The organism is Bacillus sp. FSL K6-0993 (assembly GCF_037977205.1).
Taxonomy (GTDB): Bacteria; Bacillota; Bacilli; order Bacillales; family Bacillaceae; genus Bacillus; species Bacillus subtilis.
Map to the genome: position 1 here is coordinate 519,410 of NZ_CP150275.1, position 26,262 is coordinate 545,671.

Consider the following 26,262-nt stretch of genomic DNA (forward strand, 5'->3'; position numbering starts at 1 on the left):
GCTTACGAGCAGTGTTTTTTCCTATAGAAATACCAGCATTGATTCAGCAGTTTAATTTGGTAATTATCTTTTTCAAGGAACGCTTTTTGCATCTGCTTTTTAAGCCAATTTGGCATAGGCTCATTCCTCCTCAGCTTTTATCATAAGAGGGACGGTGATTACCATATTGTATGCGAACGGTGAATTGTCCCGTTCAATGTTTTTTAAGTGAGGTGCACTATGGATAATATAGAGCTTCAAAAGCTGACAGAGGATATTTCTAAAACATATTTTAAAAAGCCGTTCCGCCATCGGGCGCTTTTTAATGACAGGCTTAAAACCACGGGCGGAAGGTACCTGTTAACTTCCCATAACATTGAATTGAACAGAAAATATTTGATTGAACACGGCAGGGAGGAACTGGTCGGCATCATCAAGCATGAGCTCTGCCATTATCATCTTCATCTTGAAGGAAAAGGGTACAAGCACAGAGACAGAGATTTTAGAATGCTTTTGCAGCAAGTCAACGCGCCGAGGTTCTGTACACCCCTTAAGAAAAAAGCGGAAAACAAAAAAACTTATATGTATATCTGTACGGCCTGCGGCCAACAGTATATAAAGAAGCGCGCCATGAACCCTGACAGATACAGGTGCGGAAAATGCCGCGGAAAAATAAAAAGAATTTTTTCGTGAAAAAGGTTGACGAATATGGCAAGCCTGTGTTACATTATAAAAGTCGTTACGAGAGATAAATAAAAACATTTACCTCTTGACACTGTAAATCAAGGCTGATATAATAAGTCTTGTCTCATTATTCCACAGTAGCTCAGTGGTAGAGCTATCGGCTGTTAACCGATCGGTCGCAGGTTCGAATCCTGCCTGTGGAGCCATATTGGAGAAGTACTCAAGTGGCTGAAGAGGCGCCCCTGCTAAGGGTGTAGGTCGCGTAAGCGGCGCGAGGGTTCAAATCCCTCCTTCTCCGCCATAAGATTTCGATATAAGTTCTCAACCATCGGCCCGTTGGTCAAGCGGTTAAGACACCGCCCTTTCACGGCGGTAACACGGGTTCGAATCCCGTACGGGTCATTCCATTTCGTTGGGCTATAGCCAAGCGGTAAGGCAACGGACTTTGACTCCGTCATGCGTTGGTTCGAATCCAGCTAGCCCAGCCATTTTTATTTTTTGAAATCTAATAGTAAGAGCCATTAGCTCAGTTGGTAGAGCATCTGACTTTTAATCAGAGGGTCGAAGGTTCGAGTCCTTCATGGCTCACCATTTGTCTTTTTGCGGGTGTGGCGGAATTGGCAGACGCGCTAGACTTAGGATCTAGTGTCTTACGACGTGGGGGTTCGAGTCCCTTCACCCGCACTTTATTTACAAAGTGCACGCAAATGGTTTTTACTAGGTTAAGAGCCTACTAAACCAGCACAAACACAATTTCATGATCACGCGGTCGTGGCGGAATGGCAGACGCGCTAGGTTGAGGGCCTAGTGGGTGAATAACCCGTGGAGGTTCAAGTCCTCTCGGCCGCATCAATGATACCAAGGGTTGTAGACCCCTGGTATTTTTTTATGCTCTCTTTTAATTTTAAGGTTTACTCCTTTTTACTCCACTTGTTAAAATAATGCATTCAGCTTATCAGCAGTTCTTTTTGTTTATTGGAAAAGAGATGCAAGAAAAATCAGTTGTTGTTCTGATGGGAGTATGTCCAAGTCGTTCTTTTATTGTGATATAATCTTCTCTTTGATCAATTAACAATTTGACATGGGAATACTTTAGCTGTGAAGTCAGGTTGGTTAAACTCCTTCTCAATTTAAGAACCGCTACTATAAAATAATGTGAATAGCAAAGAGGGACTTGTTTATTAAAGAGAGAATGTGAAGGGAACGAATAGGAAAACATCTATTCATTTGATAGGTAATTATGAAAAAAGAGATTATCTTAATTACTGAGTACTAGGAAGATACATGATGGAAATATACGTCAATAAGCAATATAGAATGGTTCCAAGTTACGATACGATTGTCGCCCATATAAGGTCACTAAAATTAGAGAAAATCTTAAAAAGGGTTCAAAGGCGACTGTGTAAAGTTTAAAACCTTTTTGTGGGGAGATCTTTTGCGTTTTCCACCCGTACTTGTTTATTTAGCTTTCATCCCCCTAAACTAGATATTCTTAGTCCAATAGTGATAAAAAGAATGGGCGATCTTCCTCTATAACTTCCTTAAACGGACGCCATTCTCGTAACTCTACCTTCTATCAGTCGCGTTCCCAATAACCTGATTAGATGAGCAGGTTATTTTATTTCAACTGATGAATTAATGAAGCTGTACTTTGCTCTCTTTTTTTCTTTTGAATAGATTGCACAGAATAAAACCTATACCATTAACCCCTGCATATGGTAGCAAGCAATTCACTTTTCTGCTCCATATTCATATACCTTGGTCTAACTACGGTTACTTTGGTACGCCTCCAAACCTCTGATCTAATTTGCACGATATAACCTAAATAAAAAGAGCTATAAAGAAGCTGCCCTTAAAAATTTTAAGGACAGCAAGATGATATAAACTTCACTATAAATTAACAAATAAACAAACTTATGTTACTTCTGCCTAAACAGCCAATACTCACATTGGATTGAATTTTATTACTCTTAGGTATATCGGTGTCATAAAGTTTCTGAAGTGAAAGAACTTTTTTCATAATGCTATACCTCCAGTTTATTCATTTGATTGTGAAATAGTAAAACCTAATGGAAATCTTCGTTAAAAACCACCTACGGAAGTACAAGCGTATAGACTTACTGAGCTGCCTTGACCACCCTCACAAATAAAAATACTGAGAACTGACTTTTTATCAGGGCTGTCACTTTTTTTCGTTGATAATTTTTGAAGTGCCAAAATTTTATCAGACATTATAACACCTCCTTTTTGATTATGATTTTGTAAAAAAAGTGAAAATTTTCACTTTTATCCATTGTAATATTTCCCATAGGGTATTACAATATAAATAACTTAAATTGCCTAAAAAAGAAAAAAAAGAAATAGAAAGGTAATGAGTCATGGATAATATATGTAAACTTAGTTTTCAATTAGGAAAATCAAAAGTGAATTCATTAGGTAGCGCATCTATTATCATATACAAAGATGAATTCTTTGTTGCTACTGCAGCTCATTGCCTATACGATGTAGGCAGTAATGAAATAGCTAAAAACATATCAATAGAAGTAGAGAACTGTGGAATGAAAGAATCATATGATGTACTAAATATAGTAATACCTGAAAAATGGATTAGTACTCATAGGTTAACTTATGACTATGCTTTTGGATGGATTAAATTGCCTGAAAGCATGAGGAATGTTGCTTTTATTCCTAACTTTGATTTAAGTGGGATGATAGAAGAGCATAATAAAGCGGTTACATTAGCAGGCTACCCAATTTCATTTTTTAAATCTCAGAAGAAATACTCTAAAGGAGATTTAGATTTAACTCTTTTTAAAGAAGAGCAGCTTATTGGAATGAGATCCAAACTTAAACATGGGATATCTGGCGGTCCTTGGTTTTTTGAAAGTAATAATGAAAAATTCCAGATTGGTGTTACATCTGCTAGGATTAAAAGTTTCAAAAATATGGTTTGGGCGTCTATTTGGACTAAAGATACAGAAAGAATACTAAACAAGTTATTGACAAGTGAGATGCAAGAAAAAATTATTCTAGCCTAAAGTGAGGGATTTTGATGGATTTAAGATATGTTGAGTTTTTGAGCCCAGGCAATTTATTTTATGAATTGGTAACACCGAATAAAATAGTAAACAATTATCGTATCCCTAGCTTAAATTCTGAAGAGTGGCAACAAAACACGGATATTAATTGGAGTTATTGTATTAACACAAAGAAAAAGATGCCCAAACAAGGATGGAAAATACATATCACTACAGATATTGATGAGGCACAAAAGACTTTAGATATTGTCCTTCCATATCTCATAGAAAATGAAATATCCTTTAAATTTGTTCCTAATGAAAGGCAATTATTATTCAAAAACTCTAAAAATGGAGACAGAGCATCTTCGGGTAAATTCATTACAATCTATCCTTATGATAACAAGACTTTTCTAACATTACTTTCAGATTTAGATAATCTGACTAAAGCTTTAAAAAAAGGTCCTTATATATTGAATGATAAACGCTGGAAGTATTCAAATGTCTTCTTTCGTTATGGAGCATTTGTATCTATGTATGTGAATAAAGATGGACAAAATGTTCCAGCAATTCAGCGACCTGATGGCACATTAATTCCAGATGTCCGTGCTCCATATTATGAAGTTCCTGACTTTGTTGAAGAACCTGTTGAAATACAAATCATGACTAAAAAAGTTGATGCAGAACTTGATAAAGAAGACACATCGAAGTTTGATTCATACAATGTTATTTCTGCACTGCATTTTAGCAATGGTGGTGGAGTATATAAAGTTGAAAAAAACGGGAAAACGTTTGTTATGAAAGAAGGAAGACTTGGTTCAGGTTTGGATCGGTTGAAACTAGATGGTTTTAAACGAATTTATAAAGAGGCTGAAACAATAAAGCAATTAAGTGAGAAGCCTTACATAGTTGATTTTTACGATTACTTTGAGATTTGGGAAAATAACTATTTGATTGAAGAACATGTATCAGGAATTTCTCTTATGGAATATGTATCTCAAAACTTTCCGTTTTCATATAAAGAAGATAAAGATATTTATATGGAACGCATGATGCATGTGATAGATCAGTTGATTGATGCTTTAAAAGATCTTCATAGAAGTAAGATTGCACTCGGAGACTTACAGCCAAATAATGTATTGGTATTAGAGGATTACTCAATCAAATTAATAGACCTAGAAACTGCTGTAACTCCCGAAAGCAAATACACCCCCGCCTTAATGACTCCTGGTTACGTTACGGATCAAGCAGAAACTTTTGAGCAAGCAGATTGGTATGCATTACTTAGAATTTGCAGGTTTTTATTTTTACCGATAGAAAATTTATCTGATCTGTCAATTGATATTGAAATAAATCAAGATAAATGGATTGGAGAGAATTTTGGGGATGAAGTTTTAAATAAAATTCAAGAAATTCAAGAGAAGACATTACCAACCATCAAGAAATTAAGTAAAGCTGCTACTTTAACAATTCCACCAATGAAAATAAACTACAAGAATGTTAATGAAATAACTGAAGGTTTGCGAGCTGGAATTATGAGTCATTTAAAACCTAAGTCAGAAAGTTTAATATCCGGAGATATCAGGCAATTCATTGAAAAAATGGGCAGTCTATCAATCGCTAATGGAGGATTTGGGGGAATAATGGCCTTGGATAGAACAGGGACTCTATCCGATTCAGTTTATCAATGGGTTGATCATGTATTGGAGACAATATTGAATTTAGACACGGAAACATATAAAAATTTCCCGCTCGGTTTATTTAATGGTATCTCAGGCATATTGTCCGTTTTATACGATATTGGATATAAAGAAGAAGCAATTAAACTGTTAGAGACAATGCCTTTTCCAGATACTGAAGATTCAGATTTAACACTGTTTTCTGGATTATCGGGAATTGGATTAAACTACCTGGCGTTTTATAGCATTACTCAGAAAAAAGACTTTCTAGATCGCTCTATAAAAATAGGAAATAGAATAATAGATGCCTATAAAGAAGACTGCTCCATCACTGTAAGGGATCCTTATGCAATGCCGTATGGCTTGTTAAATGGCTGGTCTGGAATCAGCTTGTATATTCTAATGTTAGGCAAGGCGACAAATGACAATGACTTAATAAAGCTGGCTAGCGAAATTTTCAATAAAGAAATAAGCAAAAACATTGAAATTGATTCTAAATTAGAATTAGCACAAATAAAAGAATATTCATTGGGCTATAAAAGGTTGATACCATATCTTGGTGAAGGTGCAGCTGGGATTGCATTAATTATGCTGGAATTCAATAAAAATCTTCCTGATTTTATGACAGAAAGTAATACTGAACTATTCAAAAAACTAACTAATGTTACAGACTTATATAGCACATTTGCAAGTGGCATCTTTCGAGGTGTGGGAGGAATGATTATTCTTGCGAATGCAATGAAATGTGCAGGGGTAAATACAGGCTCATTAGAATATACCATTAAAGCACTCGGGAATTATCTCCTGTATAAGAAACACGAAGGAATTTTAAGTCCAGGAGAGTATGGTTACCGACTATCTTTAGACTTACAAACAGGAAACAGCGGATTACTACTTGCTCTTTCTGATATAGATAGTGATAAATGGAGTAGTTGGTTACCGTTACCTAAAAACAATAATCTGAATCTCTTTGAAATAGACAAGTTCATTAAAGGAGGTGAAACAAATGAAAAAGCTATTATCACTTCAGCACAAAGCACTTGATAAAGAGGTTACTCTATTAAAAGGCAGATCATCAGTAAGCTTAGGCTGCGATAAGATCAGTACAGTAAGTTTGTATTTCTGCGGTAACTAAAGGTTACCCTCTGTTTATACTAAAGGAGGTGAAATAAATGAAAAAGCTATTATCACTTCAGCACAAAGCACTTGATAAAGAGGTTACTCTATTAAAAGGCAAGTCATCAGTAAGCTTAGGCTGCGATAAGATCAGTACAGTAAGTTTGTATTTCTGTGCTAACTAAGATTACTCACTGTTTAGACTAAAGGAGGTGAAATAAATGAAAAAGCTATTATCACTTCAGCATAAAGCACTTGATAAAGAGGTTACTCTATTAAAAGGCAGATCATCAGTAAGCTTAGGCTGCGATAAGATCAGTACAGTAAGTTTGTATTTCTGTGGTAACTAAGATTACTTACTGTTTAGACTAAAGGAGGTGAAATAAATGAAAAAGCTATTATCACTTCAGCACAAAGCACTTGATAAAGAAGTTACTCTATTAAAAGGCAAATCATCAGTAAGCTTAGGCTGCGATAAGATCAGTACAGTAAGTTTGTATTTCTGTGGTAACTAAGATTACTGCTGTTTAGACTAAAGAGGAGGTAAAACAAATGAAAAAATTATTATCACTTCAGCATAAAGCACTTGATAAAGAGGTTACTCTATTAAAAGGCAGATCATCAGTAAGCTTAGGCTGCGATAAGATCAGTACAGTAAGTTTGTATTTCTGTGGTAACTAATGATTTTGGACAACCCTACTTAAAGAAAAGAGAGGGGATCATCCTCTCTTTTCTTTGTATTACCCAAAAAGTAAATACAATAAACTATCTAAAAAATATAAGAGGAGTTGGATGAAATGTCAAGAGGAAAGCAAATCAGTAATATCCTGAAATTACAGAGCTTTGAAAGTGGTCCAGTATATACTGCAGGAGCGACAGGAACTGTTGAAGGTCAATCACTTATTTCACCTGCTAGTATAGCTTTTTGTTTAACTCCTCTTCCTGTCAGTACCATGAGTGCAGCTTTTTGCAATAACTAATCTCCTGAGAGGGTTGTAAATATGGACTTACGATACTTCAAATACTTTATCTCGACAAACAATTCTTTTTATACAAAGCCCGATACCCCTAACAGGGAATCGGCTTTGTATATTTCTAATATACCAAATAATTATAAAACGATAAGAGAAAATCATTGGATTCATGTTATAAACAAAGAGCATAAACTTCCAATGCAAGGTTGGAAGATACATATAAGCACTACAATAGATTCTGCAGAAAAAACATTGGAAATTGTATCAAATGTCCTATTTGATTACAAAATCTCTTTTAAATACGTTAAAAGCTTATGGGAATTAAGTATTAAAAATTCAAAATACAGCAATAGGTCTGCTGCAGGTAAGTTTATTACAATTTTCCCGCCAAATGAACAAGTATTTTTAAATTTGTTAGAAATATTAAGCAGTCTGCTAGATACTCTTCCTAGAGGCCCTTATATTTTAACTGATAAAAGATGGTATGAAAGCAATGTATATTTTAGATATGGTGCATTTTTAAGTATGTATTATTATGAAAATAATAAAAAGGTATTTGCTATTCAAAGTCCTTCTGGTGACTTAGTTGAAGACTCAAGAAGTCCTCATTACTCTATACCCGAATTTATCACTGAACCTGCTCCAATAAGAGAGATGGATAATAAATTAGAAAACGAAATAGCTGAACCTACTCCATTAGATGATATAGAGGTTATCCATGCAATTCATTATAGTAATGGAGGGGGAGTCTACTTAGCCCTAGATAAACTAGACAAAAAAGTTATCCTTAAGGAAGGAAGGCCAAACATTGGATTAGATAGTCTGGGAATTGATGCCTTTACAAGAATAAAAAATGAAGCGATGATTTTAGAAAAACTTGAAGGAACGCGTTACCCCGTAAAAATATATGATTTTTTTAAGGCGTGGGAACATCATTTTATTTTAGAGGAATATATTGAAGGCACATCACTGAGAACTTGGCTTGCAACAAAATATCCTTTTTATACGAATGAAACAAATAAAAAATACTTAAAAACAGTATTAAAAATTTTGAATCAATTAATAGATGCTCTAACTGAAATACATAATCAAGGAATAGGGATAGGAGACTTACAGCCCTCAAATATTATTATCACATCAGACGAAAATATACGATTGATCGACTTTGAGACTGCAAGTTTTATTGATGATAGTGTACCATCGGGTTTAAAAACATTTGGTTTTACTGGCGGGCCTAATATGACGAGAAAACAAGCGGATTGGTTTGCGTTACTAAGAATATCGAGATATTTATTTTTACCTATCGGGCCAGTTCAAGATATTTCTTCAAAAATTTTAGAGACACATGATAAATATATTGAAAATTTTTTTGGCATCGAAGCTATAAAAATAATTAATAAAATACAAAAAATTTGTTCTCAAGTTCAGGCAAATCCAGCTAAAGATTTATTGAATGTTGAACATAACCATATTAAAGAAATGTCACTAAATGAAGTAAAGATGTTACTTCAAAATAATATAATAAATAATTTGTTTGTTGATGAAAGGGTAATCCCAGGAGATATTAGACAGTATGAATTAGAAAATGGATTATTTAATATCTTAACTGGCGGTTTTGGAGCTGTATTAGCCTTTAATAGAACAAATATACAAAATAAAAAACTAAACGAATGGGTAGGTAATCAATCTTTAAACGATTTATTGAAGATGGAAAATGGCCTATTGACTGGCAAGGCTGGAATAGCCACTAGTTTATGGGAATCAGGTTATTATGACAAAGCAAAACATCTTTTTGATAGCATTAATCATTTTAAAAATAACAGTGATATAACGTTATCATCTGGACTATCTGGAATCGGTTTAGCTTTTTTAGGCCTTTCATATGAAAAAGACTCTATCAAATATCTTAACAAATCTATAGAAATTGCAAACCGGCTAGAGGAATTATTAGAAAAAGACGTTTCAATCGTTCCTTATGATATGGATATAATACCTCGTGGTCTTATTAATGGTTGGTCAGGTGTTTCACTTTTTTATTCTTCTTTATATAAAAGAACTAAAAATCATAAATGGCTTATTTTATCGAAAAGAGCTATTGAAAAAGATTTGATCACTGGTAAATTCGATGATTACGGCGTTTATCAATTAGAAGATATCACTAGAGTAGTCCCTTATTTAGATGGTGGAAGCGCTGGAGTGGGATTGGCATTAATTGAATTAAGTTTACTTTTAAAGGAGGATTTATGGGGAAAAGAATTGGGAGGCATTTACAAAATAGCGAAATCGAAGTGTTTTTATAATTGTGGATTATTTAGAGGTACTGCTGGGATAATCGCTGCTAGTAATGCAATTGATAAATATTATAACCGGGGTATAAATGCTGATAATTTGAAAACTTTAGATCTACACCTCTTTAAAGGAAAGGTCGAAATATATACTCCTGGAGACTTTGGGTATCGTTTATCAAATGATATATTTTCCGGTTCATTAGGATTGTTGCTCGTAATACAAGGTATTATAAATAATACTAATTATATGTGGCTCCCTGTGATGAACATCAAAAAAGTATTTGAGTCTAACTCTTAATTATTTATCTCCCTCAATTAAGAGTGTAGGTAGAAATTTTTCTAATATTTTTTTGAATATGGATATCTGAAGTAAAAAAGGAGATTATTATGAGACCTAAAAACCCCTTATTCTTTTTATTATGTAAAATAAAACTTCCATTATTATTAATTTTGTTTGCTATTTCTATTTCATCTATAGGCAGCATTAGTGGTTTGTTTATACCTCTATTTACAGGTAAGGTCGTTGATAAATTTTCCGAGAACACCTTTGATTGGAGATTTATAGTAATTTTTTTATGCATGTTTTTAATTAACGCAATCTTGAGTGGTATTGGGTTATATTTGCTCAGTAAAATTGGTGAAAAAATGATTATGGCAATTCGTTTTATGCTATGGGAACATATAATAAAATTAAAAACCTCTTTCTTTGATAATAATGAGAGTGGTTCAATAATGAGTCGTATCACAGACGACACCAATGTTATCAACGCTTTTGTATCTCAAAAATTACCCAATATAATACCTGCTATAATCACTATTTTAGGCTCTGTTATCATTTTATTAAGAATGGATTGGCAAATGACTCTTATAACTCTTATTATAGTGCCTATATTTTTAGCAATAATTATCCCTTTAGGCGGAATGGTAAGGAAAATCTCAAAAAAAGCACAATCCGAAGTCGCAAGCTTTAGTGGTTTATTAGGGCGTGTCTTAACAGAAATACGTCTAGTAAAGATATCTAATACAGAAAATCAAGAATTGAAAAATGCTTATAACAACCTTTTTGAAATATATAAATTAGGGTTAAAAGAGTCTAAGATCATTTCAATTATACAACCTTTAACTAGCCTCATCCTTTTACTGACTATAGGAATTATTCTGGGATTTGGCGGTATAAGAGTCTCAACGGGTGTAATATCTGCTGGCACCCTAGTAGCTATGATTTTCTATGTCATACAATTATCAGGCCCTTTGACTAATTTTTCAACGTTACTTACAGACTATCAGCGTGCGATAGGAGCTAGCCAAAGATTAAGTGAAATTCTACTTGAGCACAAAGAAGAGCTAGAGTCCAATAAGAATGCTTTAGATATTGATTTCAGCAATCAAAATTTGAAATTTTCAGAAGTGAGTTTCAAATATGATGATAAACCGATTTTAAATGAAATAACTTTTGATATCCCAAGTAGAAAGGTTACTGCTTTTGTAGGACCGTCTGGTTCTGGTAAAAGTACTATTTTCAATTTAATTGCACGTTTGTATGAATTACCCCCAAGTAATGGGGGCATATCACTCGAAGGAATACCGATTAACGAATTTAACTTATCAGATTGGCGGAATAAAATTGGATATGTAATGCAAACCAACGCAATGATAAATGGTACCGTAAAAGATAATATTACTTATGGAATCAAAAGAGAAATTAGTGAAGATGAAATTATTAAGTATTCTAAATTGTCTAATTGCCATGAATTTGTTATGTTGTTAGATAAAGGTTATAGCACAATAATTGGCGAAAAAGGAGTGAAGTTGTCAGGAGGTCAGCGTCAACGAATTGATATTGCAAGAAACTTTATTAAAGATCCTGATATTCTATTATTGGATGAGGCAACAGCAAGTTTGGACAGTGAGAGTGAGAGAAAAATACAGAATTCACTAGAAGAATTAATGAAAAATAGAACTACAGTAATAATAGCTCACAGATTAGCAACAATTAAAAAAGCCGATCAAATCATTTTCTTAGACCAAGGAGTGATTACTGGTAAAGGAACTCATGACCAATTAATGCTTACCCATGAAAAGTACAGGCGATTTGTGTCAGCCCAAAAATTGGCTAACTAACTAAATTACGAGCTCGCCCCTTTAATCTATTTATTAGTAAATTTAATATCATCATCTAAATCATTTATGTTAAATGAATTAAGATACCTTACAAATTTAGTGTAATCTTAACAATAGTAAGATGAGGAATACTTTTTGCATTAGTTAAACTGAAAAGCAGCTAATTATTCGGCATAGTCTGTGTATGTTATGTCTTGATAAGTAGTAATAAATATTACTTAAGCTGTAATTTGACTGCATATACTTTGATTGAGAACATAAAATGGTTATAGAAAAAGACGGATAATCCGGTTTTAAAGTAATTATAAAAAGGAGTTATAACGATGGTAAAAAGATTTTTTCTGGTTTTACTCACACTAATTATGTCTATAGTTGTTATGCTAGTGGCTGCTAAAAATTCTCCTGGAGATAATGTCATTTCATTTGAACAGCCTCGAATCTTAATGATATCAATTGGGATAGTGGTATTTTTATTCATTCCTCCGTTAGTCATGTCCTTTTTTGGTAACTGGGTTGTAAGAATCGTATCTGGTGTATACCAATGTTTTATCGTTCTAACCTTTCTGGGGCTCATTCCAATAGGCTTTCTTATTCCCGATGGCTTTTTGACCATTGTTGTTTCTATTGCAGGAACTTTAATCAGCATAGTTAGCGTTGTAGTAACCTTTATTGATAGGAATAAAGAAGTTAAATCTTAGCTGAAATAATAAAATAAGGTTAGAAGGCTTTATCCTTAATTTCAAGGAAAGGAGCTTTCTTTTTTTATAGGTTTATATGTTGCGAATGACTAACGCCCTTGATGACTGATGGTTGCTTTTAGTGTAGATACTCGGAAAGAGAGTTACAGGGCGTATCTTAACAGTTCCTAAATCTACAGCTCCCAAATTGTTCATTTACAATAAAATAAATCCACTCAAAGGGCTGCAGTTTCTTGTCCATAATTTCTCGGTGTCCTTGAGATTCCAAGAATAGACGCAGAGCTTCCGATTGTAGAGGGAACGGATGCGGATGAATTGGAAAAAGGAGTCGGCCACTACAAAGGCAGTTATTATCCAGATGAAAACGGACAAATTGTTCTATCAGGTCATCGGGATACCGTATTCCGCCGGACAGGGGAACTAAAAAAAGGTGATCAATTAAAGGTTCTGCTGCCATATGGGAGCTTTTCATATGAAATAGACAAAACAAAAATTGTAGACCAAAAAGATACGTCTATTATTACCCAGCAGCATAACAAAGAAGAGCTCATTCTGACAACTTGTTACCCGTTTTCATATATTGGTAATGCACCAAAGCGGTATATCATTTATGGAAAGCGGATTTAAAAGGACATTGGAATTCTGAAGAATTAGCTGGCGAGACTTTCTCGTCAGCTTTTTTTAATTGGATGGGCTTTTGAATGGGGAGATGGATTAAAGTCTTCCGGAAGTGAGTAGCGAGGTTGAAGGTAACTTTGGCAAGTTTTAGTCCTGTTTGTAAGTCAAAAAAGGCTACTACACCATGTTCAAATTCTGTACCAACTATTCCTTGTGTAGGCAGAACCAGACCATCTCGATAAAAGCGCAATGAATTTTCTAAGTTATCTACGCCTAAAGTGATTACTGTAATCCGTGGTTTCATTAGCAATGTAACCTCCTAAGTTAATTGTAATTAAATTAAATCAAAATGGAATATGAGAAAAACTAGAATATCAAAGATTAGGCTGACGAATTTTCGTCAGCTTTTTTAATCATGTTCTTTCTGCATTCTGGTTCATGTTAAATCATAGTAATCTAGGTGAATATAAAAGTATTTTGTATATTTGTATAAGTTTACTTTACTTTTATATAAGGTGAGTTTATAATTTGGTTCAAGAGGTGATGGTCATGAAGAAAGATTTTGGTGATTCGATCTCAAATAAGGTTTATGAATATCGTGTACTTGCCAGATTGTCTCAGCAAGAATTAGCAAAGAAAGTCGGGGTTTCCAAACAAACCATCTTTGTAATGGAGAAAGGAAATTATGTTCCGACTCTGCTGTTAGCTTTTCGAATTGCCGAATTTTTTAATGTGGATGTAAACGAGATTTTTACTTATGAGAAAGGAAATGATCAAAAATGAAAATGAACTCGATCACAGATACGATCACCAACGCAATTTTTTCCCCTTTAAAGTCCTGGGCTGAACATTCTCCGGGAAATTGGAATATTCTTATTGGCAGTGGGTTTGTATTGCTTGTAGTCGGATTGATTCTGACATTCGTATTTCTTAAAAAAATGGGTAAGGCTGACGAAAGAACAAATCAAATATCATTAAAAAGTGCCCTCTTTATGTTATATGGAGTAATTTTGTGCGACTTGATTTTCCCGAAAGAATATATGTGGCAAGTTTTCTTCTTATTTAAATATTCTCTTGCCTTATTAGCTTCAGGAATCTATCTAGCCGTTCGATATAAAAAAGATTTTTTGTAAATTCAATTACCGAGAAAGATAGTGTCTCAGAAGTTGTAATTGTTTTAGAAGAGGGAACGAATATGAAATCATTTTATAATGAGATTTGGAGAAGTGAGGAAGTGGGTTTTTGCTCACCAATTATTAACCATAATTCATACAATCTTATAGAGATGATGTAAAATGAAGTTAGAAAGTGTAATGAAAACAAGCTTTCATAACCAATGATATGGATTTACTATGTTGAGGGCCCAGTGGGGTGAATAACCCGTAAAGGTTCAAGTTCTCTCGGCCGTATCCCAATAATACCAAGGGTTTAACCATCTTTGGTGTTATTTTTTTTGCGGAAAATACGGCTGTACCGCATTGTGGAGTCCACTAAAAAAGTGCTGACCTCTGCACAACATCGTTGCGCAAGTCTGCACTTTTATTCTGCGATTATGGGGAGTTTATTTTAATCCGTTGTTAGCCGCGCCGATACTTGGCTTTTAGAAGCTTTTTTTAAGTGGCTAAAACCAACAAATTTTTTGCCTTCTTCATCCCATAGGCGGAACTTTAATGATTTAAGGCTTGTTGCCAGTGTAATGGTCGGAACGTTTTGCAATGGTTCAGTGTTGTTATGCACTTTTTCAAGCTTATAGTTTGGGACTCTCGGGCTTAAATGATGAACATGATGAAAACCGATATTGCCTGTTAGCCACTGCATGACTTTTGGAAGTTTATAAAAAGAGCTTCCTTCAACTGCTGCTTTTACATATTCCCAATGCTCATCTTCTTCAAAATAAGAATCCTCAAACGTATGCTGAATATAAAACATCCAAATTCCGAGAGTGCCTGATATCATAAAAATCGGCACCTGAACCAGCAGGAAGTTTTGCCAGCCAATAGCCCAACATAAAAGTGCTGCCAAAGCGACGATCCCCAGGTTCGTTACATACGTATTCATCCGTTCTTTGCGTTTTGCTCCTTTTCGATTAAAACGATTGGCAATCCCGAAAACGTAAATCGGCCCAATAATAAACATAACAAACGGATTTCTGTACAATCGGTACATTATTTTTGTCTTCGTTGAGGCTTCCTTATATTCCTCAACCGTCAGTACCCAAATATCGCCTGTACCGCGTTTGTCCAGATTGCTGCTTGTCGCATGATGGACAGAATGATCGTGTGCCCAATGATCAAAAGGATGCAGAGTCAGAATTCCTGTTAATGTTCCAAGGATTCGATTCGCCTTTCTGTTCTTAAAAAAGGAATAGTGGCAGCAATCATGAAAGATGATGAAGGTTCTCACTAAAAAACCTGCCGCAACTACAGAAATCGCTAATGTAAGGAAATAAGAAATCGACAAGCTCTTATATGCCAAACACCATAACAGGAAAAATGGTACCAATGTGTTAATGATTTGACAAATACTTTTGTGTAAATCGGATTTTTCATAAGGTGTAACCAGTTTTCTCAAAGTCCTTAGGTTTTGTTCTTTCATATTCAAAAGTTTCCCCTTCCCTGGTGATCTTCTAAGTGTAGAAAACGTTTTATAGTCTTTGAAGGCCCAACGTTATACACACCATATATGATAAGTATTCTTCCCATTCATCTGTAAAATTATTGGAAATGATAAACTGATTTCCAGTTCAATTACATCATTTATTAGCAGAGTCAGCCGGGATACAAAAGGCGTATGAAGATTATACCCAGCACTTTATCGGGTCAAACTCTCTCAATGCTCCCCCATGGGGATCGATTTATTTAGACCTTGAACATTGATTGTTTGAAGAAAAAAGGAATGAAGTAATGGGGATATCCATGAGTGATTGTTTGGAAACGTCTGCAGAAACAAAGTTTTACAAGTGAAAAGCCCTGCTTTTAAAAGATTATCTTGCTCTTGAACAAGAAACAGCTGAGCTTTTCATTAATGAAGTACTATTAAGCAAAGAAAGACACTCGTGATTCATTTTTCACGGTGTTTTCAAACCAAAGTTTTTAATAGGCCTCTTACTCTGCGCTGGTATACACATGTTTAACAGATAATGCCATGAATAAATCGGAAATATAATTTGCAGTTATTTCCGATTCCTGATATAATAAAGAAGAATTATTTTTGTTCGGTGTAAAGGATAGTATGAATATTGACTTTTCGTCTTGATGATACTTTGGGCAAGGATAGTATATACTGTGTGGTTACACACTAGGAGGCAACAAAAATGGAACAAGGTACAGTTAAATGGTTTAATGCAGAAAAAGGTTTTGGCTTTATCGAACGCGAAAATGGAGACGATGTATTCGTACACTTTTCTGCAATCCAAAGTGACGGATTCAAATCTTTAGACGAAGGTCAAAAAGTATCGTTTGACGTTGAGCAAGGTGCTCGTGGAGCTCAAGCTGCTAACGTTCAAAAAGCTTAATCTTCAATCGTTTATACAAACAGGCTCTTTATATAGGGCCTGTTTTTTTATGTCTATATCATACTCAATAAAAAACCCTACTCAACGTTCGAGTAGGGAGATGCTACAAGGTAATAGAAAAAGATTTAAAACTTCAAAGGTTTGTTTACAGTATAACATACTGGATTGACAATATGCGGAATGTATATAAATTATTTAATGTTTTGTTCAAATATAACTCTTTCTTTTTTCACTAACCTGCTCGTTAATAAAAATGGTTTCATTTGGATGTTACCAACTCGCATATCTCTTTTATGAAAAGAAGATAAACAATTATTATTCAATGTGGCAGTGGATATAAGAAATTCTTAAAAATAATGAGGAGATCGATTGTTTTTTCTCCTGGAAATAATCACTTAGAGATACCTAAAACAATGAAAGCCCTACCTCTCTTCCATCCTTACGGCTCCTTGTCCGTGCCAGTGTGAATCAGGATACTAAAAACAAGTGACTATTTTATTGAGTTTTTTGGTAAAACTTCAATCTTCGCAGAAGAAATGTAAATAATAAAAATGGATTAGAATGTAGGAATAACAAAAGAGGTCGTTAATATTCTAAACATAAGTTGGAGAAGATTTGCTTTTTATCATAATATTCCGAAATATTTTTCGGGATGCAATACACTATCTAACCGAAACTTTTTATTTGATTTTCAGTGATTCCTTTAATTACTTCCAGTTCACTAATCAAAAATTCATATGCATTATCCAGCATTTTTTTTTCGCTTGCATTAAGTGCTTTTTCTTTCTTCATACGCATTAAATCACGTACAACTTCAGCGCCTTCTTGTATTTCACCCGTTTTTATTTTGTCCGTGTTTATTTTATACCTTTGCTTCCATGGCAGTAACCTATCTGATTCTCCATGCTGAAAAATGTGCATAATGTGTTTTAATGCAAGTATATCGGTAACTGGTCGTATATTCGAACTCAATATTTTACGCGTTGGAATCATAACTGTCATATTACTGATTGACATTCTTATGACATAATACTGTTGTTTTTCCTCTAAGAATTCTTTTTCTTCTATGGCTTCAATTATACCTGCTCCGTGCATTGGATAAACAATGTTATCGCCAATTTGAAACATATCATCCACCTCCATATATGGTAACCTTCTTAAGATTACCATATATGGAGGTGGAATATCAAACTTTTAATAATAACATGATCGAATTTTTGATGTCAATAACTTTTTTTAAAAAAACAGATCGAGCAAAAACAACATCAAAACAATAGGGGAAAGGTCAATTGATCCGTGTATATCCTGAAACCTTGACTAATTAACATAGATCAGTTTTTCATTGAAAATGAGTTATTCAATTTCCTTTGTAATTCATGACTGAGCTCAATGACATCACAGAAATGATTTGAGTAGATAAGAAGGAACGATATTCGTGAAATGTCAGCTAAAAATATTTTAAAACACATGATTGAGGATCGTTCTCAAATTGATATGGATAACAGCCCACTTACTTAATGATGCATTTTCACTTATCTTGCGGACAGAAAAAGGTTTGCTGACATTGAACATTTTGCTACCGAGATTGGCATTATGTTTATTATCAGGGAAATAACCTTCAAATGGGTATTGAGGCGAGAAGAAAAATGAGAAAGGAGAGATTATAAATGAAGACCAGAACAAAAAGAAAAGTAAAGGGGAAAGAACAAAGTTAATTGAAAAGCAAACTATATAAAATAGTTTGCTTTTCTTTTTGTTATGAATTCACTTCTTTTTCTTTCTCTTTAATGACTATGTCTCATATGAATATTTTTGTATGATAATGGCGTCATATTCATCGCTTGTTGAAATTTACTTATGAAATAACTGGTACTGTTAAATCCAACTTGATAAGACACTTCTGTCACATTGGATTCAGGGTGTTGCAGTAATAATAAGCTTTTTTGAATTCTATAATCCATTACATAACGTAATGGCGTCTTATTCAGCATTCGTTTAAAATAACGGCAGCACTCAGAACGGCTCAGTTGGCCAGCTTTTGCAATGTCCTCTAATGTGATTTTTTCAGCATAATGGAGATGAATCCAGTTTAACATTTGTTTCATTCGATGACTTTTTATCATTTCAGATTGATCGTACTCTAATTGAAAACCATTAACGACCAGGTTTTTCCACATTAACGTTAATTGCATGGTAATGTCAATCTCATAGAGCGATGTCTTTTGTTGAATCAATAGATTTATTTTTTTAACAGCATCTAGAATATTTTTTGCCCACTGTTGATTTCCATTCAAAAATAAATAGGGCAAATTGGTTGAAAACATATAGGGCTGAACATAGCTTGAATACAGTTCTTGAGATAAAACGAAATGGGGTGACACATTTAAGCAAATATACGTACAATCCGAGCCATCCCTTTCTTCTGCCATGTGCAGGCAGCCACTATTGATAAATAATCCATCCCCTTCGTGAACCTCTATTTTTTCTTCATTTATTTGAAAGAGAGCTATCCCTTTTAGTATCAAAACAAATTGGATTTCATCATGCCAATGAAGCGGAATATAGCCATTTATATTTTGATTGATCCTTGTCTCGTAACAAGCTACTGGTAATTCTACCGTTCGGTGCTCTGTTAATTCTTTTAAATTTTGATCGATCACAAAATTCTTCATTCGGACATTCTCACCTCAATATATTTATATTTTTTCATTCGATTTGAGTATTTTTTATAAGGTTATGCATTTATCATAACACTATTATTATATTTATTAGTGAGGAGTCATGTATGGATACTTCCAAAAGAAGAATGGGATTGGTCTATGTTATAACAGGGGCGACATGTTGGGGAATTGGAGGCACAGTAGCCAAAAAACTTTTTCAAGAATATCAAATTGATGTCAATTGGCTTGTAACGACACGCTTGCTTACGGCTGGAATGTTGCTTTTAATGCTGCAATTGTTCAGAAAGGAACGGTCTCAGGTTATTGAGGTTTGGAGAAATAAAGAGTCGGCTGGCCAGCTTCTTATTTTTGGCCTATTGGGAATGCTAGCTGTGCAGTACACATATATGGCATCCATTCAACATGGGAATGCTGCCGTTGCTACATTATTGCAATATTTATCCCCAGTAATCGTCATTATCTACACGCTTTTGCGAAAACAAACGGTTCTTACTAAACAAGATATCATTACTGTTGTGCTTGCTTTAGTGGGTTGCTTTTTTTTGTTAACGAATGGTTCAATATCTCAACTTTCAGTGCCGGCAGCTGCAGTAGTATGGGGAGTTTTATCAGGATTCGCGGCAGCTTTTTATACTTTGTATGCCGTTGGTTTATTAAATAAATTTGATTCTCTTGTCGTTGTAGGTTGGGCTATGATTATTGGCGGTTTTGCATTGGGTTTTATCCATCCGCCATGGCAACTGGATTTTCAACGATTAACTGCTGAGGCGTATGCATATATTTTATTTGTGATATTATTTGGAACAATGATTGCGTTCTGGTTCTTCATAAAAAGCTTGGAAAGCCTTTCTCCCAAAGAAACAAGCCTATTAGGAAGTTTAGAACCTCTATCAGCAGTTGTAACAACTGTCGTTTGGTTAAAAGCGCCATTTGGTTCTTTTCAATGGATTGGTGCTTTCTGTATTATAGGGATAACTTTAATATTGGCTTTACATAAAGAGCCTTTCATGCAGAGTGAAAAAATCTTTATTAAAGATTAGGAATCATGCAAATCGGGATATATAAGGGCTTTTTTGTTTATATGAACGGTCCGGCAATGAAAAAAACTGGTGGAGTTTGAGCCCTCTCGGCAGTATCAGGGATACCAAGGGTTTTGCCGCCCTTGGTATGATTTCTTCAAGAACCTTCAATTTTTCTTCTCTGATCAAAAAACGTATTACTTTTTTGTAATTGGTATCCAAATTTCACTTTTAAAAGATGGTGATGTTACATCCTTATGCTCGTTCCACAATATTTCTGGACCTTCTATTTGTTCGTAATTTGACGATGGAAACCATTCGGAATAAATGCGTCCCCATACTTCTTGCAGTGTATCCGGAAAAGGCCCGATTGATTCGAATACAGCCCACGTTGAGGCAGGGACTTCAAGCCGTGAGAAATTATCTGGACACTGTTTCGTTGTGGCTGCGCCAATATAGTGATCTAGCTCTCCTTTTTCCTCTGTCCGACCTTCAGAAAAATTAGTGGATGCACTAATGAGGCCTAATGGTGCTACATTAGAAAGCTCTTTTAGTTTATTGATTGCTTTTTCATCTAAACTTTCCCACATGGATGCAATTTCCGGATTAATCCCTTTGAAAATAATAGGAACTCTTTTTTTAATGCCAACGATGCGAAATGCCTCTTTTTCTTCAATACGGTAGTTCATTTCCTCCTTTGATTGTTAGCTGGAAGGTCATTCGTGGATAAGCTTTAAGGGAATGGCCATTAAGTCTGGCTTTTGATGGGTTTATGCCATGTAAATTTTGGAATGCCCGTGCAAAAGAATCTGGTGAGTTATAACCGTACTTTATTGCAATATCAATCACTTTTACATTGCTGTCTTTCAGTTCAAAAGCTGCAAGAGTAAGACGTCTGCGACGAATATATTCCGATAATGAAATACCTGCTAGGAAGGAAAACATCCTTTTAAAATGATATTCAGAGCAGAAAGCAAGCTTTGCTGCCTCTTTAAAATCAATATCATTAGTGAGGTTTTCTTCAATATACTTTAACGCCCTATTCATACTTTTAAGCAAATCCATTATTTGGCCTCCTTTAACCAAAGAATAACAGGAGTGAAATGTATTTATCCGACATTCTGTGCACAGTTTTGCAGGATGACTTATATGAAATAAAGTAAGTGATTCACTTGTATTTGTACAGGTTTTATTGAAGCATGCTATAAAGACATGTACACCTTCAAAGGCATAACTGAAAGAAAGTTATAATTGTCTTATAAGCAGCACATTCATATAATTGAGTGAAAAAGGATGCGTATCATGCCTATCAATTCTTTTGAAAACTATCCGATGAGCTGGAAGCCATCGATTGATAAAGCTGAAAAGCCTATTTATAAAGCACTTGCAGGGCAATTGGAACAGGATATTTTAAACGGAGTTTTATTACCTGGAACAAAACTTCCTCCCCAGCGAGAATTGGCCGATTATTTAGATTTAAATGTGAGTACGATTTCAAAAGCATTTAAAGTGTGTGAGTTAAAGGGGTTGTTAAGTGCGACTGTAGGGAGCGGCACATTTGTATCGTATGATGCGTTATCGAATTCGTATTTACTTGAGGATACAAAGCCGAAACATTTAATTGAAATGGGAGCAATACTTCCAGATCACGCTTCATATGAGCCCTTGTTATACCAACTAAAAAGCATGGTTCATGAGGAGGATTATGAAAAATGGTTTAGCTATGGCCGGGCAGGTGAAAGCCTTTGGCAAAAAGATGCAGCTGTAAAGCTCATCCAAAGAGGCGGATTTGAAACATCCGTTGATCACATTTTATTTGCAAATGGAGGGCAAAATGCGATTGCAGCGACATTGGCCAGTCTTTGTAAGCCTGGAGATCGCATCGGAGTTGACCATCATACGTACCCTGGATTAAAAACTGTTGCATCATTGCTTAGTGTGCAAATCGTACCGATAAAATCAGAGAACGATGAAATGAGTCCGGAGTCACTTGAATATGCGTGTAAAAACGAAAATATTAAAGGTTTGTATTTAATCCCGGATTACCATAATCCGACGACTTCCTTTATGTCTGTTGAGAATCGAAGAATGGTTGCAGACATTGCAAAGAAATATAATCTATTTGTTATTGAAGATGCATCGTACCATCTTCTCAACAAAAATCCGCTTCCGGCGCTCGCCTCATTCGCACCGCAACAGGTTATCCATATTGCAAGTTTATCAAAATCGTTAGCGCCAGGCCTGCGTTTGGCTTATGTAGCAGTGCCGAGACAATATAAGGAGCCAATATCAAAGGCGCTTTATAATTTAAATATAACCGTTTCCCCGCTATTAGCTGAACTTACTGCTCGCACGATTGTATCAAATCAATTTGAAGTCTTAATTGAGAGTCATCGTGAACAAACCATTCGCAGAAATCAACTCGTAAACCGATATGTTGCGGGATATACATGTTTAGGTGTTGAAACAGGCATTTTTCGTTGGTTGTTGTTACCGGGTAAAATGTCTGGTGCCGAATTTGAAGAGTTGGCTGCTCGACATGGCGTGCAAGTGTATGCGGCTGAACGCTTTGTAGTGGGAAATAGTTGTCCTGAAAGGGCTGTAAGGGTTTCTGTCTGTGCACCAAAAACACTTGAAGAGCTTGAACAAGGTTTAATGATCCTGAGACGTTTGCTAGACGATCTTACCTAATATTGTTTGCCATACAATTATGACATTGTATGGCTTTTTTGTGCGTGTTATGATGATCCACATCTAGAGGGAGGTTTATACAAAATTGGCTTTTAGAAAGGAAGGTCAGATGATGTTAGACAAGGACAGCGTAAAAGCAATAGATGTTCAAACTGCTTCATTACAAAGCTACATCAGTTCACCAGAAAAACAAAAATCGTTATACAAGCGTACATTGTTCGTTGTGAGTATCTCACAAATTTTTGGCGGTGCGGGGCTGGCGGCAGGAGTGACTGTCGGTGCGCTTATTGCACAGCAAATGCTTGGCACTGATGCGTTTGCTGGTCTGCCTTCTGCTTTATTTACTTTAGGGTCAGCAGGATCTGCATTAATTGTTGGAAGACTTTCTCAACGTTATGGCCGTCGAACAGGTCTTTCAGCTGGCTTTATGATTGGCGGACTTGGAGCAATAGGCGTTATTATGGCAGCAATCATAAATAGTATTTTCTTGTTATTTATTTCATTGCTTATTTACGGTGCAGGAACAGCCACAAATTTACAAGCCCGTTATGCTGGTACAGACTTAGCAAATCGTAAGCAGCGAGCGACTGCTGTTAGTATTACGATGGTTTTTACTACATTTGGCGCAGTGGCAGGTCCAAGCTTAGTGAATGTGATGGGGGATTTCGCTCTTTCTATTGGTGTTCCATCACTTGCTGGCCCTTTCATTTTAGCCGCAGCAGCATATATTTTAGCAGGTGTGGTCCTTTTCATTATGCTTCGTCCAGATCCATTAGTTATAGCAAGAACAATAGAAGCGGCAAATGAAGAGCCTGGTGCTAAAGGACATTTGGCGGCAACTGAGCATACAGAAAACAAAAAAGGCATAATCGTTGGGGCAACGGTTATGATTCTTACTCAAATCGTAATGGTAGCTATTATGACAATGACACCGGTTCATATGAGACATCATGGGCATGACTTGGGGGCAGTAGGTCTTGTTATTGGTTTTCATATAGGTGCTATGTATCTCCCTTCACTGGTTACAGGTGTTCTTGTAGATAGGTTGGGACGTACCGCAATGGCTATTTCCTCTGGAACAACGTTGCTTTTGGCAGGTGTAATAGCAGCATTTGCTCCGGGAGATTCTATGGTTCTTCTCGTCATTGCTCTTTCTTTACTGGGATTAGGGTGGAATTTTGGTTTGATAAGCGGGACTGCCCTTATTGTAGATTCAACTGATACTGCCACACGAGCTAAAACGCAGGGGACGGTGGATGTTCTGATTGCGTTGTCAGGAGCTGCTGGCGGGGCATTATCTGGAATGATTGTGGCAGGTTCAAGTTACCTCGCATTATCATTTACTGGAGGGATTATGTCCTTATTACTCATTCCAGTGGTGGTATGGTCTAGGGCCGATAAAGGGTAGGATTGTTTGATTTACATTAATTTGTTATATTGTTAGATAAAGTCTATTGCATCATCTAATATTCTAACGAACTACAGTTGCTCCATTAAATCTATTATAAAGATTTGACCAGGATTCCTTAGCTGTGTCACTCACTGCATATTCTTTAATTGAATCACATAAAATGGTTATCGGATTTGAAAAAGGCAGGATTACTCGCTTTAGGTAAAGGAGTCATAACGTTGTTAAAAAGGTTTTCTCTTGTTTTTGTTACACTAATGATGTCTATACTTGTTGTTTTAGCGGCCGCTAAAGAGTCGCCAGGAGAGCATGTCATCTCATTTGATGAACCTCTTATCTTGATGATCTCAATTGGGATCGTTGTATTTTTATTTATCCCTCCATTAGTCATGTCCTTTTTTGGCAATTTGGTTGTAAGAATAATATCTGGTGTATACCAATGTTTTATCGTTTTCACTTTTCTGGGGCTCATTCCAATTGGATTTCTTATTCCCAATGGCTTTTTGACAATTCTAGTTTCTATTGCAGGAACTTTAGTCAGTATAGCTAGTGTTGCCGTAACCTTATGCATTGGCAAGAATAAAAAAGATATATAATAATTGAATTGTTATTTTTTCAGATTGTCAGTGAAATAATAAAACAAGATGAGAAGGCTTTGTGGGCCTTCTCTTTTTATGTTGTGGACATGGATATAGCCCATGATATTTTTTGTTGTTGCATCATCCTCACTTTAAGCTTAATCTATTGAATAATAAGAGAAGGAACCTATAGAAGAATAAAATAAATACCGAGATGTCAAAAATAAAACTGGACTTCATTATTATCAATTCACGTAAATGTAAAAAGCTTGGAAAGAGGGGAATTCCTTCATGACAAATAGCAGAACGAATCCGAAGGTTGATGAATTTTTAAGTAAAGCGAAAAAGTGGAAGGAAGAATTTGAGAAGTTGAGAACCATCATTCTTGACTGTGAGCTGACTGAAGATTTTAAGTGGATGCATCCTTGTTACACATACAATAATAAAAATGTCGTTTTAATACATGGGTTTAAAGAATATTGTGCGCTTCTGTTTCACAAAGGTGCCCTATTACAGGATGCCCATGGAATTCTCATTCAACAAACGGAGAATGTACAGGCGGCGCGCCAGATTCGGTTTACAAATGTTCAGGAAATAAATGAGCTAGAAAACATTTTGAAAGCCTATATTCACGAAGCCATTGAAGTTGAAAAAGCCGGTTTGAAAGTGGAAGTTAACAAAAATATTGAATTGAACATTCCTGAAGAACTTCAAAAAAAATTCGATGAAATCCCTGCATTGAAAATTGCTTTTGAAGCTTTGACTCCGGGACGGCAAAGAGCGTACACTCTTTATTTTTCTCAAGCCAAACAATCCAAAACCCGAGAATCGAGAGTCGAAAAATATGTGCAAAAAATTCTCGATGGAAAGGGATTAAAGGATTAGGCACGCCAAGGTTTAGGCTAAAGGAATAGCATCATAGCGTAATAAGATCATTTCTATAGAAGAAAAACAAGCATAGTAAGATGCTTGTTTTTTCTTAGGACAACATTCACTTACTGCTGAAATGCTTCTTTTGATTAACATTGTATGCCACTAGACAGCGTTATAAAATATTAATGCAACACCTAGAAATAGCTCAATGGTACGGCTCATCACATTTAGAATGCCTAGGAGAACTAATAGAACCGGAAGATTTTTCAGCAAGTTACTGCACTTCAAACTTTGTTTTTATATTAATATATCTTATTTCCTTAT

24 protein-coding genes, 7 tRNA genes and 4 pseudogenes are annotated in these 26,262 nt (G+C 35.3%); 28 read left to right on the forward strand and 7 right to left on the reverse strand.

Features of this window, described 5'->3' with window-relative positions; translation table 11 throughout:
* Nucleotides 1-2 precede the first annotated feature (2 nt).
* A complete protein-coding gene (cmpA, locus tag MHH79_RS02675; RefSeq protein ID WP_003225207.1) occupies nt 3-116 on the reverse strand; it encodes a cortex morphogenetic protein CmpA in 114 nt (37 codons plus the stop codon).
* Between the two features lie 103 nt (nt 117-219).
* Here cmpA and MHH79_RS02680 point away from each other — a divergent pair, with 103 nt between their 5' ends.
* From MHH79_RS02680 to MHH79_RS02715, 8 genes are all read left to right on the forward strand, one after another.
* On the forward strand, nt 220-672 hold the full coding sequence (locus MHH79_RS02680; RefSeq protein ID WP_340034977.1) for a SprT family protein: 453 nt from the start codon (nt 220-222) through the stop codon (nt 670-672).
* Nucleotides 673-794: 122 nt separating this feature from the next.
* Nucleotides 795-869 (forward strand) — tRNA-Asn (locus MHH79_RS02685).
* A gap of 4 nt (nt 870-873) precedes the next feature.
* A tRNA-Ser gene (locus MHH79_RS02690) sits at nt 874-964 on the forward strand.
* Nucleotides 965-993: 29 nt separating this feature from the next.
* Nucleotides 994-1,065: transfer RNA gene (locus tag MHH79_RS02695), tRNA-Glu, on the forward strand.
* Between the two features lie 11 nt (nt 1,066-1,076).
* Nucleotides 1,077-1,151, forward strand: a tRNA-Gln gene (locus MHH79_RS02700).
* Between the two features lie 27 nt (nt 1,152-1,178).
* Nucleotides 1,179-1,254: transfer RNA gene (locus tag MHH79_RS02705), tRNA-Lys, on the forward strand.
* Between the two features lie 11 nt (nt 1,255-1,265).
* Nucleotides 1,266-1,347 (forward strand) — tRNA-Leu (locus MHH79_RS02710).
* Between the two features lie 81 nt (nt 1,348-1,428).
* Nucleotides 1,429-1,512: transfer RNA gene (locus tag MHH79_RS02715), tRNA-Leu, on the forward strand.
* Between the two features lie 1,233 nt (nt 1,513-2,745).
* Here MHH79_RS02715 and MHH79_RS02720 read toward each other — a convergent pair.
* Nucleotides 2,746-2,895 carry a hypothetical protein gene (locus MHH79_RS02720; protein WP_154304909.1) on the reverse strand — a complete coding sequence of 50 codons (150 nt, stop codon included), beginning with the start codon at nt 2,893-2,895 and terminating at the stop codon, nt 2,746-2,748.
* 191 nt (nt 2,896-3,086) lie between these two features.
* Here MHH79_RS02720 and MHH79_RS02725 point away from each other — a divergent pair, with 191 nt between their 5' ends.
* The 12 genes and pseudogenes from MHH79_RS02725 to srtA form a co-directional block, all read left to right on the forward strand.
* Nucleotides 3,087-3,701, forward strand: coding sequence for a trypsin-like serine protease (locus MHH79_RS02725; RefSeq protein ID WP_236822440.1), 615 nt, complete (start codon nt 3,087-3,089; stop codon nt 3,699-3,701).
* Between the two features lie 14 nt (nt 3,702-3,715).
* Nucleotides 3,716-6,403: a class III lanthionine synthetase LanKC gene (lanKC, locus tag MHH79_RS02730; RefSeq protein ID WP_015482834.1), complete on the forward strand. Its 2,688-nt coding sequence runs from the start codon at nt 3,716-3,718 to the stop codon at nt 6,401-6,403.
* The gene (locus MHH79_RS02735) at nt 6,366-6,494 is read left to right on the forward strand and encodes a class III lanthipeptide (RefSeq protein WP_187290710.1); all 129 of its coding nucleotides are present in this window, start codon (nt 6,366-6,368) and stop codon (nt 6,492-6,494) included. The genes lanKC (MHH79_RS02730) and MHH79_RS02735 overlap by 38 nt, the downstream gene beginning before the upstream one ends.
* A 37-nt stretch (nt 6,495-6,531) precedes the next feature.
* Nucleotides 6,532-6,660, forward strand: coding sequence for a class III lanthipeptide (locus MHH79_RS02740; RefSeq protein ID WP_187290711.1), 129 nt, complete (start codon nt 6,532-6,534; stop codon nt 6,658-6,660).
* Nucleotides 6,661-6,696: 36 nt separating this feature from the next.
* Nucleotides 6,697-6,825 (forward strand): class III lanthipeptide, encoded by a 129-nt coding sequence (locus MHH79_RS02745; protein ID WP_187290710.1) that lies wholly within the window; start codon nt 6,697-6,699, stop codon nt 6,823-6,825.
* 36 nt (nt 6,826-6,861) lie between these two features.
* Nucleotides 6,862-6,990, forward strand: coding sequence for a class III lanthipeptide (locus tag MHH79_RS02750; protein WP_187290712.1), 129 nt, complete (start codon nt 6,862-6,864; stop codon nt 6,988-6,990).
* A gap of 37 nt (nt 6,991-7,027) precedes the next feature.
* The gene (locus tag MHH79_RS02755) at nt 7,028-7,156 is read left to right on the forward strand and encodes a class III lanthipeptide (protein ID WP_187290710.1); all 129 of its coding nucleotides are present in this window, start codon (nt 7,028-7,030) and stop codon (nt 7,154-7,156) included.
* 116 nt (nt 7,157-7,272) lie between these two features.
* The gene (locus MHH79_RS02760) at nt 7,273-7,455 is read left to right on the forward strand and encodes a hypothetical protein (RefSeq protein WP_309529847.1); all 183 of its coding nucleotides are present in this window, start codon (nt 7,273-7,275) and stop codon (nt 7,453-7,455) included.
* A 21-nt stretch (nt 7,456-7,476) separates the two neighbouring features.
* Complete coding sequence (gene lanKC, locus MHH79_RS02765) at nt 7,477-10,035, forward strand: class III lanthionine synthetase LanKC (protein WP_340034978.1); 2,559 nt, start codon at nt 7,477-7,479, stop codon at nt 10,033-10,035.
* Nucleotides 10,036-10,124: 89 nt separating this feature from the next.
* Entirely contained in the window at nt 10,125-11,858 is a 1,734-nt protein-coding gene (locus MHH79_RS02770) for an ABC transporter ATP-binding protein (RefSeq protein WP_100506822.1), read from the forward strand.
* A 323-nt stretch (nt 11,859-12,181) separates the two neighbouring features.
* A complete protein-coding gene (locus MHH79_RS02775) occupies nt 12,182-12,556 on the forward strand; it encodes a hypothetical protein (RefSeq protein WP_029317380.1) in 375 nt (124 codons plus the stop codon).
* Nucleotides 12,557-12,805: 249 nt separating this feature from the next.
* A pseudogene (gene srtA, locus MHH79_RS02780) lies at nt 12,806-13,183 on the forward strand (sortase SrtA); the annotation flags it as partial.
* A gap of 130 nt (nt 13,184-13,313) precedes the next feature.
* Here the strand turns inward: srtA and MHH79_RS02785 are convergent.
* A pseudogene (locus MHH79_RS02785) lies at nt 13,314-13,478 on the reverse strand (VOC family protein); the annotation flags it as partial.
* Between the two features lie 245 nt (nt 13,479-13,723).
* Here MHH79_RS02785 and MHH79_RS02790 point away from each other — a divergent pair.
* On the forward strand, nt 13,724-13,957 hold the full coding sequence (locus tag MHH79_RS02790) for a helix-turn-helix transcriptional regulator (protein ID WP_003240464.1): 234 nt from the start codon (nt 13,724-13,726) through the stop codon (nt 13,955-13,957).
* On the forward strand, nt 13,954-14,307 hold the full coding sequence (locus tag MHH79_RS02795) for a hypothetical protein (RefSeq protein ID WP_033883540.1): 354 nt from the start codon (nt 13,954-13,956) through the stop codon (nt 14,305-14,307). Before MHH79_RS02790 ends, MHH79_RS02795 begins: the two co-directional genes overlap by 4 nt.
* Nucleotides 14,308-14,740: 433 nt before the next feature.
* On the opposite strand, the gene MHH79_RS02800 is transcribed toward MHH79_RS02795, so the two are convergent.
* A complete protein-coding gene (locus tag MHH79_RS02800; protein WP_047182141.1) occupies nt 14,741-15,769 on the reverse strand; it encodes a fatty acid desaturase in 1,029 nt (342 codons plus the stop codon).
* Nucleotides 15,770-16,487: 718 nt separating this feature from the next.
* Between MHH79_RS02800 and cspC the strand changes: the two genes are divergently transcribed.
* Nucleotides 16,488-16,688 carry a cold shock protein CspC gene (cspC, locus tag MHH79_RS02805; RefSeq protein ID WP_003234247.1) on the forward strand — a complete coding sequence of 67 codons (201 nt, stop codon included), beginning with the start codon at nt 16,488-16,490 and terminating at the stop codon, nt 16,686-16,688.
* A 666-nt stretch (nt 16,689-17,354) separates the two neighbouring features.
* Here the strand turns inward: cspC and MHH79_RS02810 are convergent.
* Nucleotides 17,355-17,816, reverse strand: coding sequence for a CarD family transcriptional regulator (locus tag MHH79_RS02810; protein ID WP_029317377.1), 462 nt, complete (start codon nt 17,814-17,816; stop codon nt 17,355-17,357).
* A gap of 656 nt (nt 17,817-18,472) precedes the next feature.
* Nucleotides 18,473-19,360, reverse strand: coding sequence for an AraC family transcriptional regulator (locus tag MHH79_RS02815; RefSeq protein ID WP_340034979.1), 888 nt, complete (start codon nt 19,358-19,360; stop codon nt 18,473-18,475).
* 113 nt (nt 19,361-19,473) lie between these two features.
* Between MHH79_RS02815 and MHH79_RS02820 the strand changes: the two are divergent.
* Nucleotides 19,474-20,434 (forward strand): annotated as a pseudogene (locus MHH79_RS02820) (DMT family transporter).
* A gap of 151 nt (nt 20,435-20,585) precedes the next feature.
* Here the strand turns inward: MHH79_RS02820 and MHH79_RS02825 are convergent.
* A pseudogene (locus tag MHH79_RS02825) lies at nt 20,586-21,453 on the reverse strand (AraC family transcriptional regulator).
* Between the two features lie 237 nt (nt 21,454-21,690).
* Here MHH79_RS02825 and MHH79_RS02830 point away from each other — a divergent pair.
* From MHH79_RS02830 to MHH79_RS02845, 4 genes are all read left to right on the forward strand, one after another.
* A complete protein-coding gene (locus MHH79_RS02830) occupies nt 21,691-23,079 on the forward strand; it encodes a PLP-dependent aminotransferase family protein (protein ID WP_268554658.1) in 1,389 nt (462 codons plus the stop codon).
* A gap of 109 nt (nt 23,080-23,188) precedes the next feature.
* The gene (locus MHH79_RS02835; protein WP_340035149.1) at nt 23,189-24,487 is read left to right on the forward strand and encodes an MFS transporter; all 1,299 of its coding nucleotides are present in this window, start codon (nt 23,189-23,191) and stop codon (nt 24,485-24,487) included.
* Nucleotides 24,488-24,708: 221 nt separating this feature from the next.
* The gene (locus MHH79_RS02840) at nt 24,709-25,083 is read left to right on the forward strand and encodes a hypothetical protein (protein WP_166668897.1); all 375 of its coding nucleotides are present in this window, start codon (nt 24,709-24,711) and stop codon (nt 25,081-25,083) included.
* A gap of 273 nt (nt 25,084-25,356) precedes the next feature.
* Complete coding sequence (locus MHH79_RS02845) at nt 25,357-25,950, forward strand: YdeI family protein (RefSeq protein WP_123374386.1); 594 nt, start codon at nt 25,357-25,359, stop codon at nt 25,948-25,950.
* The last annotated feature ends 312 nt before the right edge of the window (nt 25,951-26,262 follow it).

Excerpts from the sequence above, each read along its gene's own strand:
- MHH79_RS02815 (WP_340034979.1), bottom strand. The coding sequence starts at position 19,360 with ATGAAGAATTTTGTGATCGATCAAAATTTAAAAGAATTAACAGAGCAC.
- MHH79_RS02760 (WP_309529847.1), top strand. The coding sequence starts at position 7,273 with ATGTCAAGAGGAAAGCAAATCAGTAATATCCTGAAATTACAGAGCTTT.
- cspC (WP_003234247.1), top strand. The coding sequence starts at position 16,488 with ATGGAACAAGGTACAGTTAAATGGTTTAATGCAGAAAAAGGTTTTGGC.
- MHH79_RS02845 (WP_123374386.1), top strand. The coding sequence starts at position 25,357 with ATGACAAATAGCAGAACGAATCCGAAGGTTGATGAATTTTTAAGTAAA.
- MHH79_RS02795 (WP_033883540.1), top strand. The coding sequence starts at position 13,954 with ATGAAAATGAACTCGATCACAGATACGATCACCAACGCAATTTTTTCC.
- MHH79_RS02835 (WP_340035149.1), top strand. The coding sequence starts at position 23,189 with ATGATGTTAGACAAGGACAGCGTAAAAGCAATAGATGTTCAAACTGCT.
- MHH79_RS02770 (WP_100506822.1), top strand. The coding sequence starts at position 10,125 with ATGAGACCTAAAAACCCCTTATTCTTTTTATTATGTAAAATAAAACTT.
- MHH79_RS02735 (WP_187290710.1), top strand. The coding sequence starts at position 6,366 with ATGAAAAAGCTATTATCACTTCAGCACAAAGCACTTGATAAAGAGGTT.
- MHH79_RS02775 (WP_029317380.1), top strand. The coding sequence starts at position 12,182 with ATGGTAAAAAGATTTTTTCTGGTTTTACTCACACTAATTATGTCTATA.
- MHH79_RS02745 (WP_187290710.1), top strand. The coding sequence starts at position 6,697 with ATGAAAAAGCTATTATCACTTCAGCATAAAGCACTTGATAAAGAGGTT.
- MHH79_RS02810 (WP_029317377.1), bottom strand. The coding sequence starts at position 17,816 with ATGTTTCAAATTGGCGATAACATTGTTTATCCAATGCACGGAGCAGGT.
- MHH79_RS02680 (WP_340034977.1), top strand. The coding sequence starts at position 220 with ATGGATAATATAGAGCTTCAAAAGCTGACAGAGGATATTTCTAAAACA.
- MHH79_RS02720 (WP_154304909.1), bottom strand. The coding sequence starts at position 2,895 with ATGTCTGATAAAATTTTGGCACTTCAAAAATTATCAACGAAAAAAAGT.
- MHH79_RS02830 (WP_268554658.1), top strand. The coding sequence starts at position 21,691 with ATGCCTATCAATTCTTTTGAAAACTATCCGATGAGCTGGAAGCCATCG.
- cmpA (WP_003225207.1), bottom strand. The coding sequence starts at position 116 with ATGCCAAATTGGCTTAAAAAGCAGATGCAAAAAGCGTTCCTTGAAAAA.
- MHH79_RS02800 (WP_047182141.1), bottom strand. The coding sequence starts at position 15,769 with ATGAAAGAACAAAACCTAAGGACTTTGAGAAAACTGGTTACACCTTAT.
- MHH79_RS02755 (WP_187290710.1), top strand. The coding sequence starts at position 7,028 with ATGAAAAAATTATTATCACTTCAGCATAAAGCACTTGATAAAGAGGTT.
- MHH79_RS02790 (WP_003240464.1), top strand. The coding sequence starts at position 13,724 with ATGAAGAAAGATTTTGGTGATTCGATCTCAAATAAGGTTTATGAATAT.
- MHH79_RS02740 (WP_187290711.1), top strand. The coding sequence starts at position 6,532 with ATGAAAAAGCTATTATCACTTCAGCACAAAGCACTTGATAAAGAGGTT.
- lanKC (WP_015482834.1), top strand. The coding sequence starts at position 3,716 with ATGGATTTAAGATATGTTGAGTTTTTGAGCCCAGGCAATTTATTTTAT.
- lanKC (WP_340034978.1), top strand. The coding sequence starts at position 7,477 with ATGGACTTACGATACTTCAAATACTTTATCTCGACAAACAATTCTTTT.
- MHH79_RS02750 (WP_187290712.1), top strand. The coding sequence starts at position 6,862 with ATGAAAAAGCTATTATCACTTCAGCACAAAGCACTTGATAAAGAAGTT.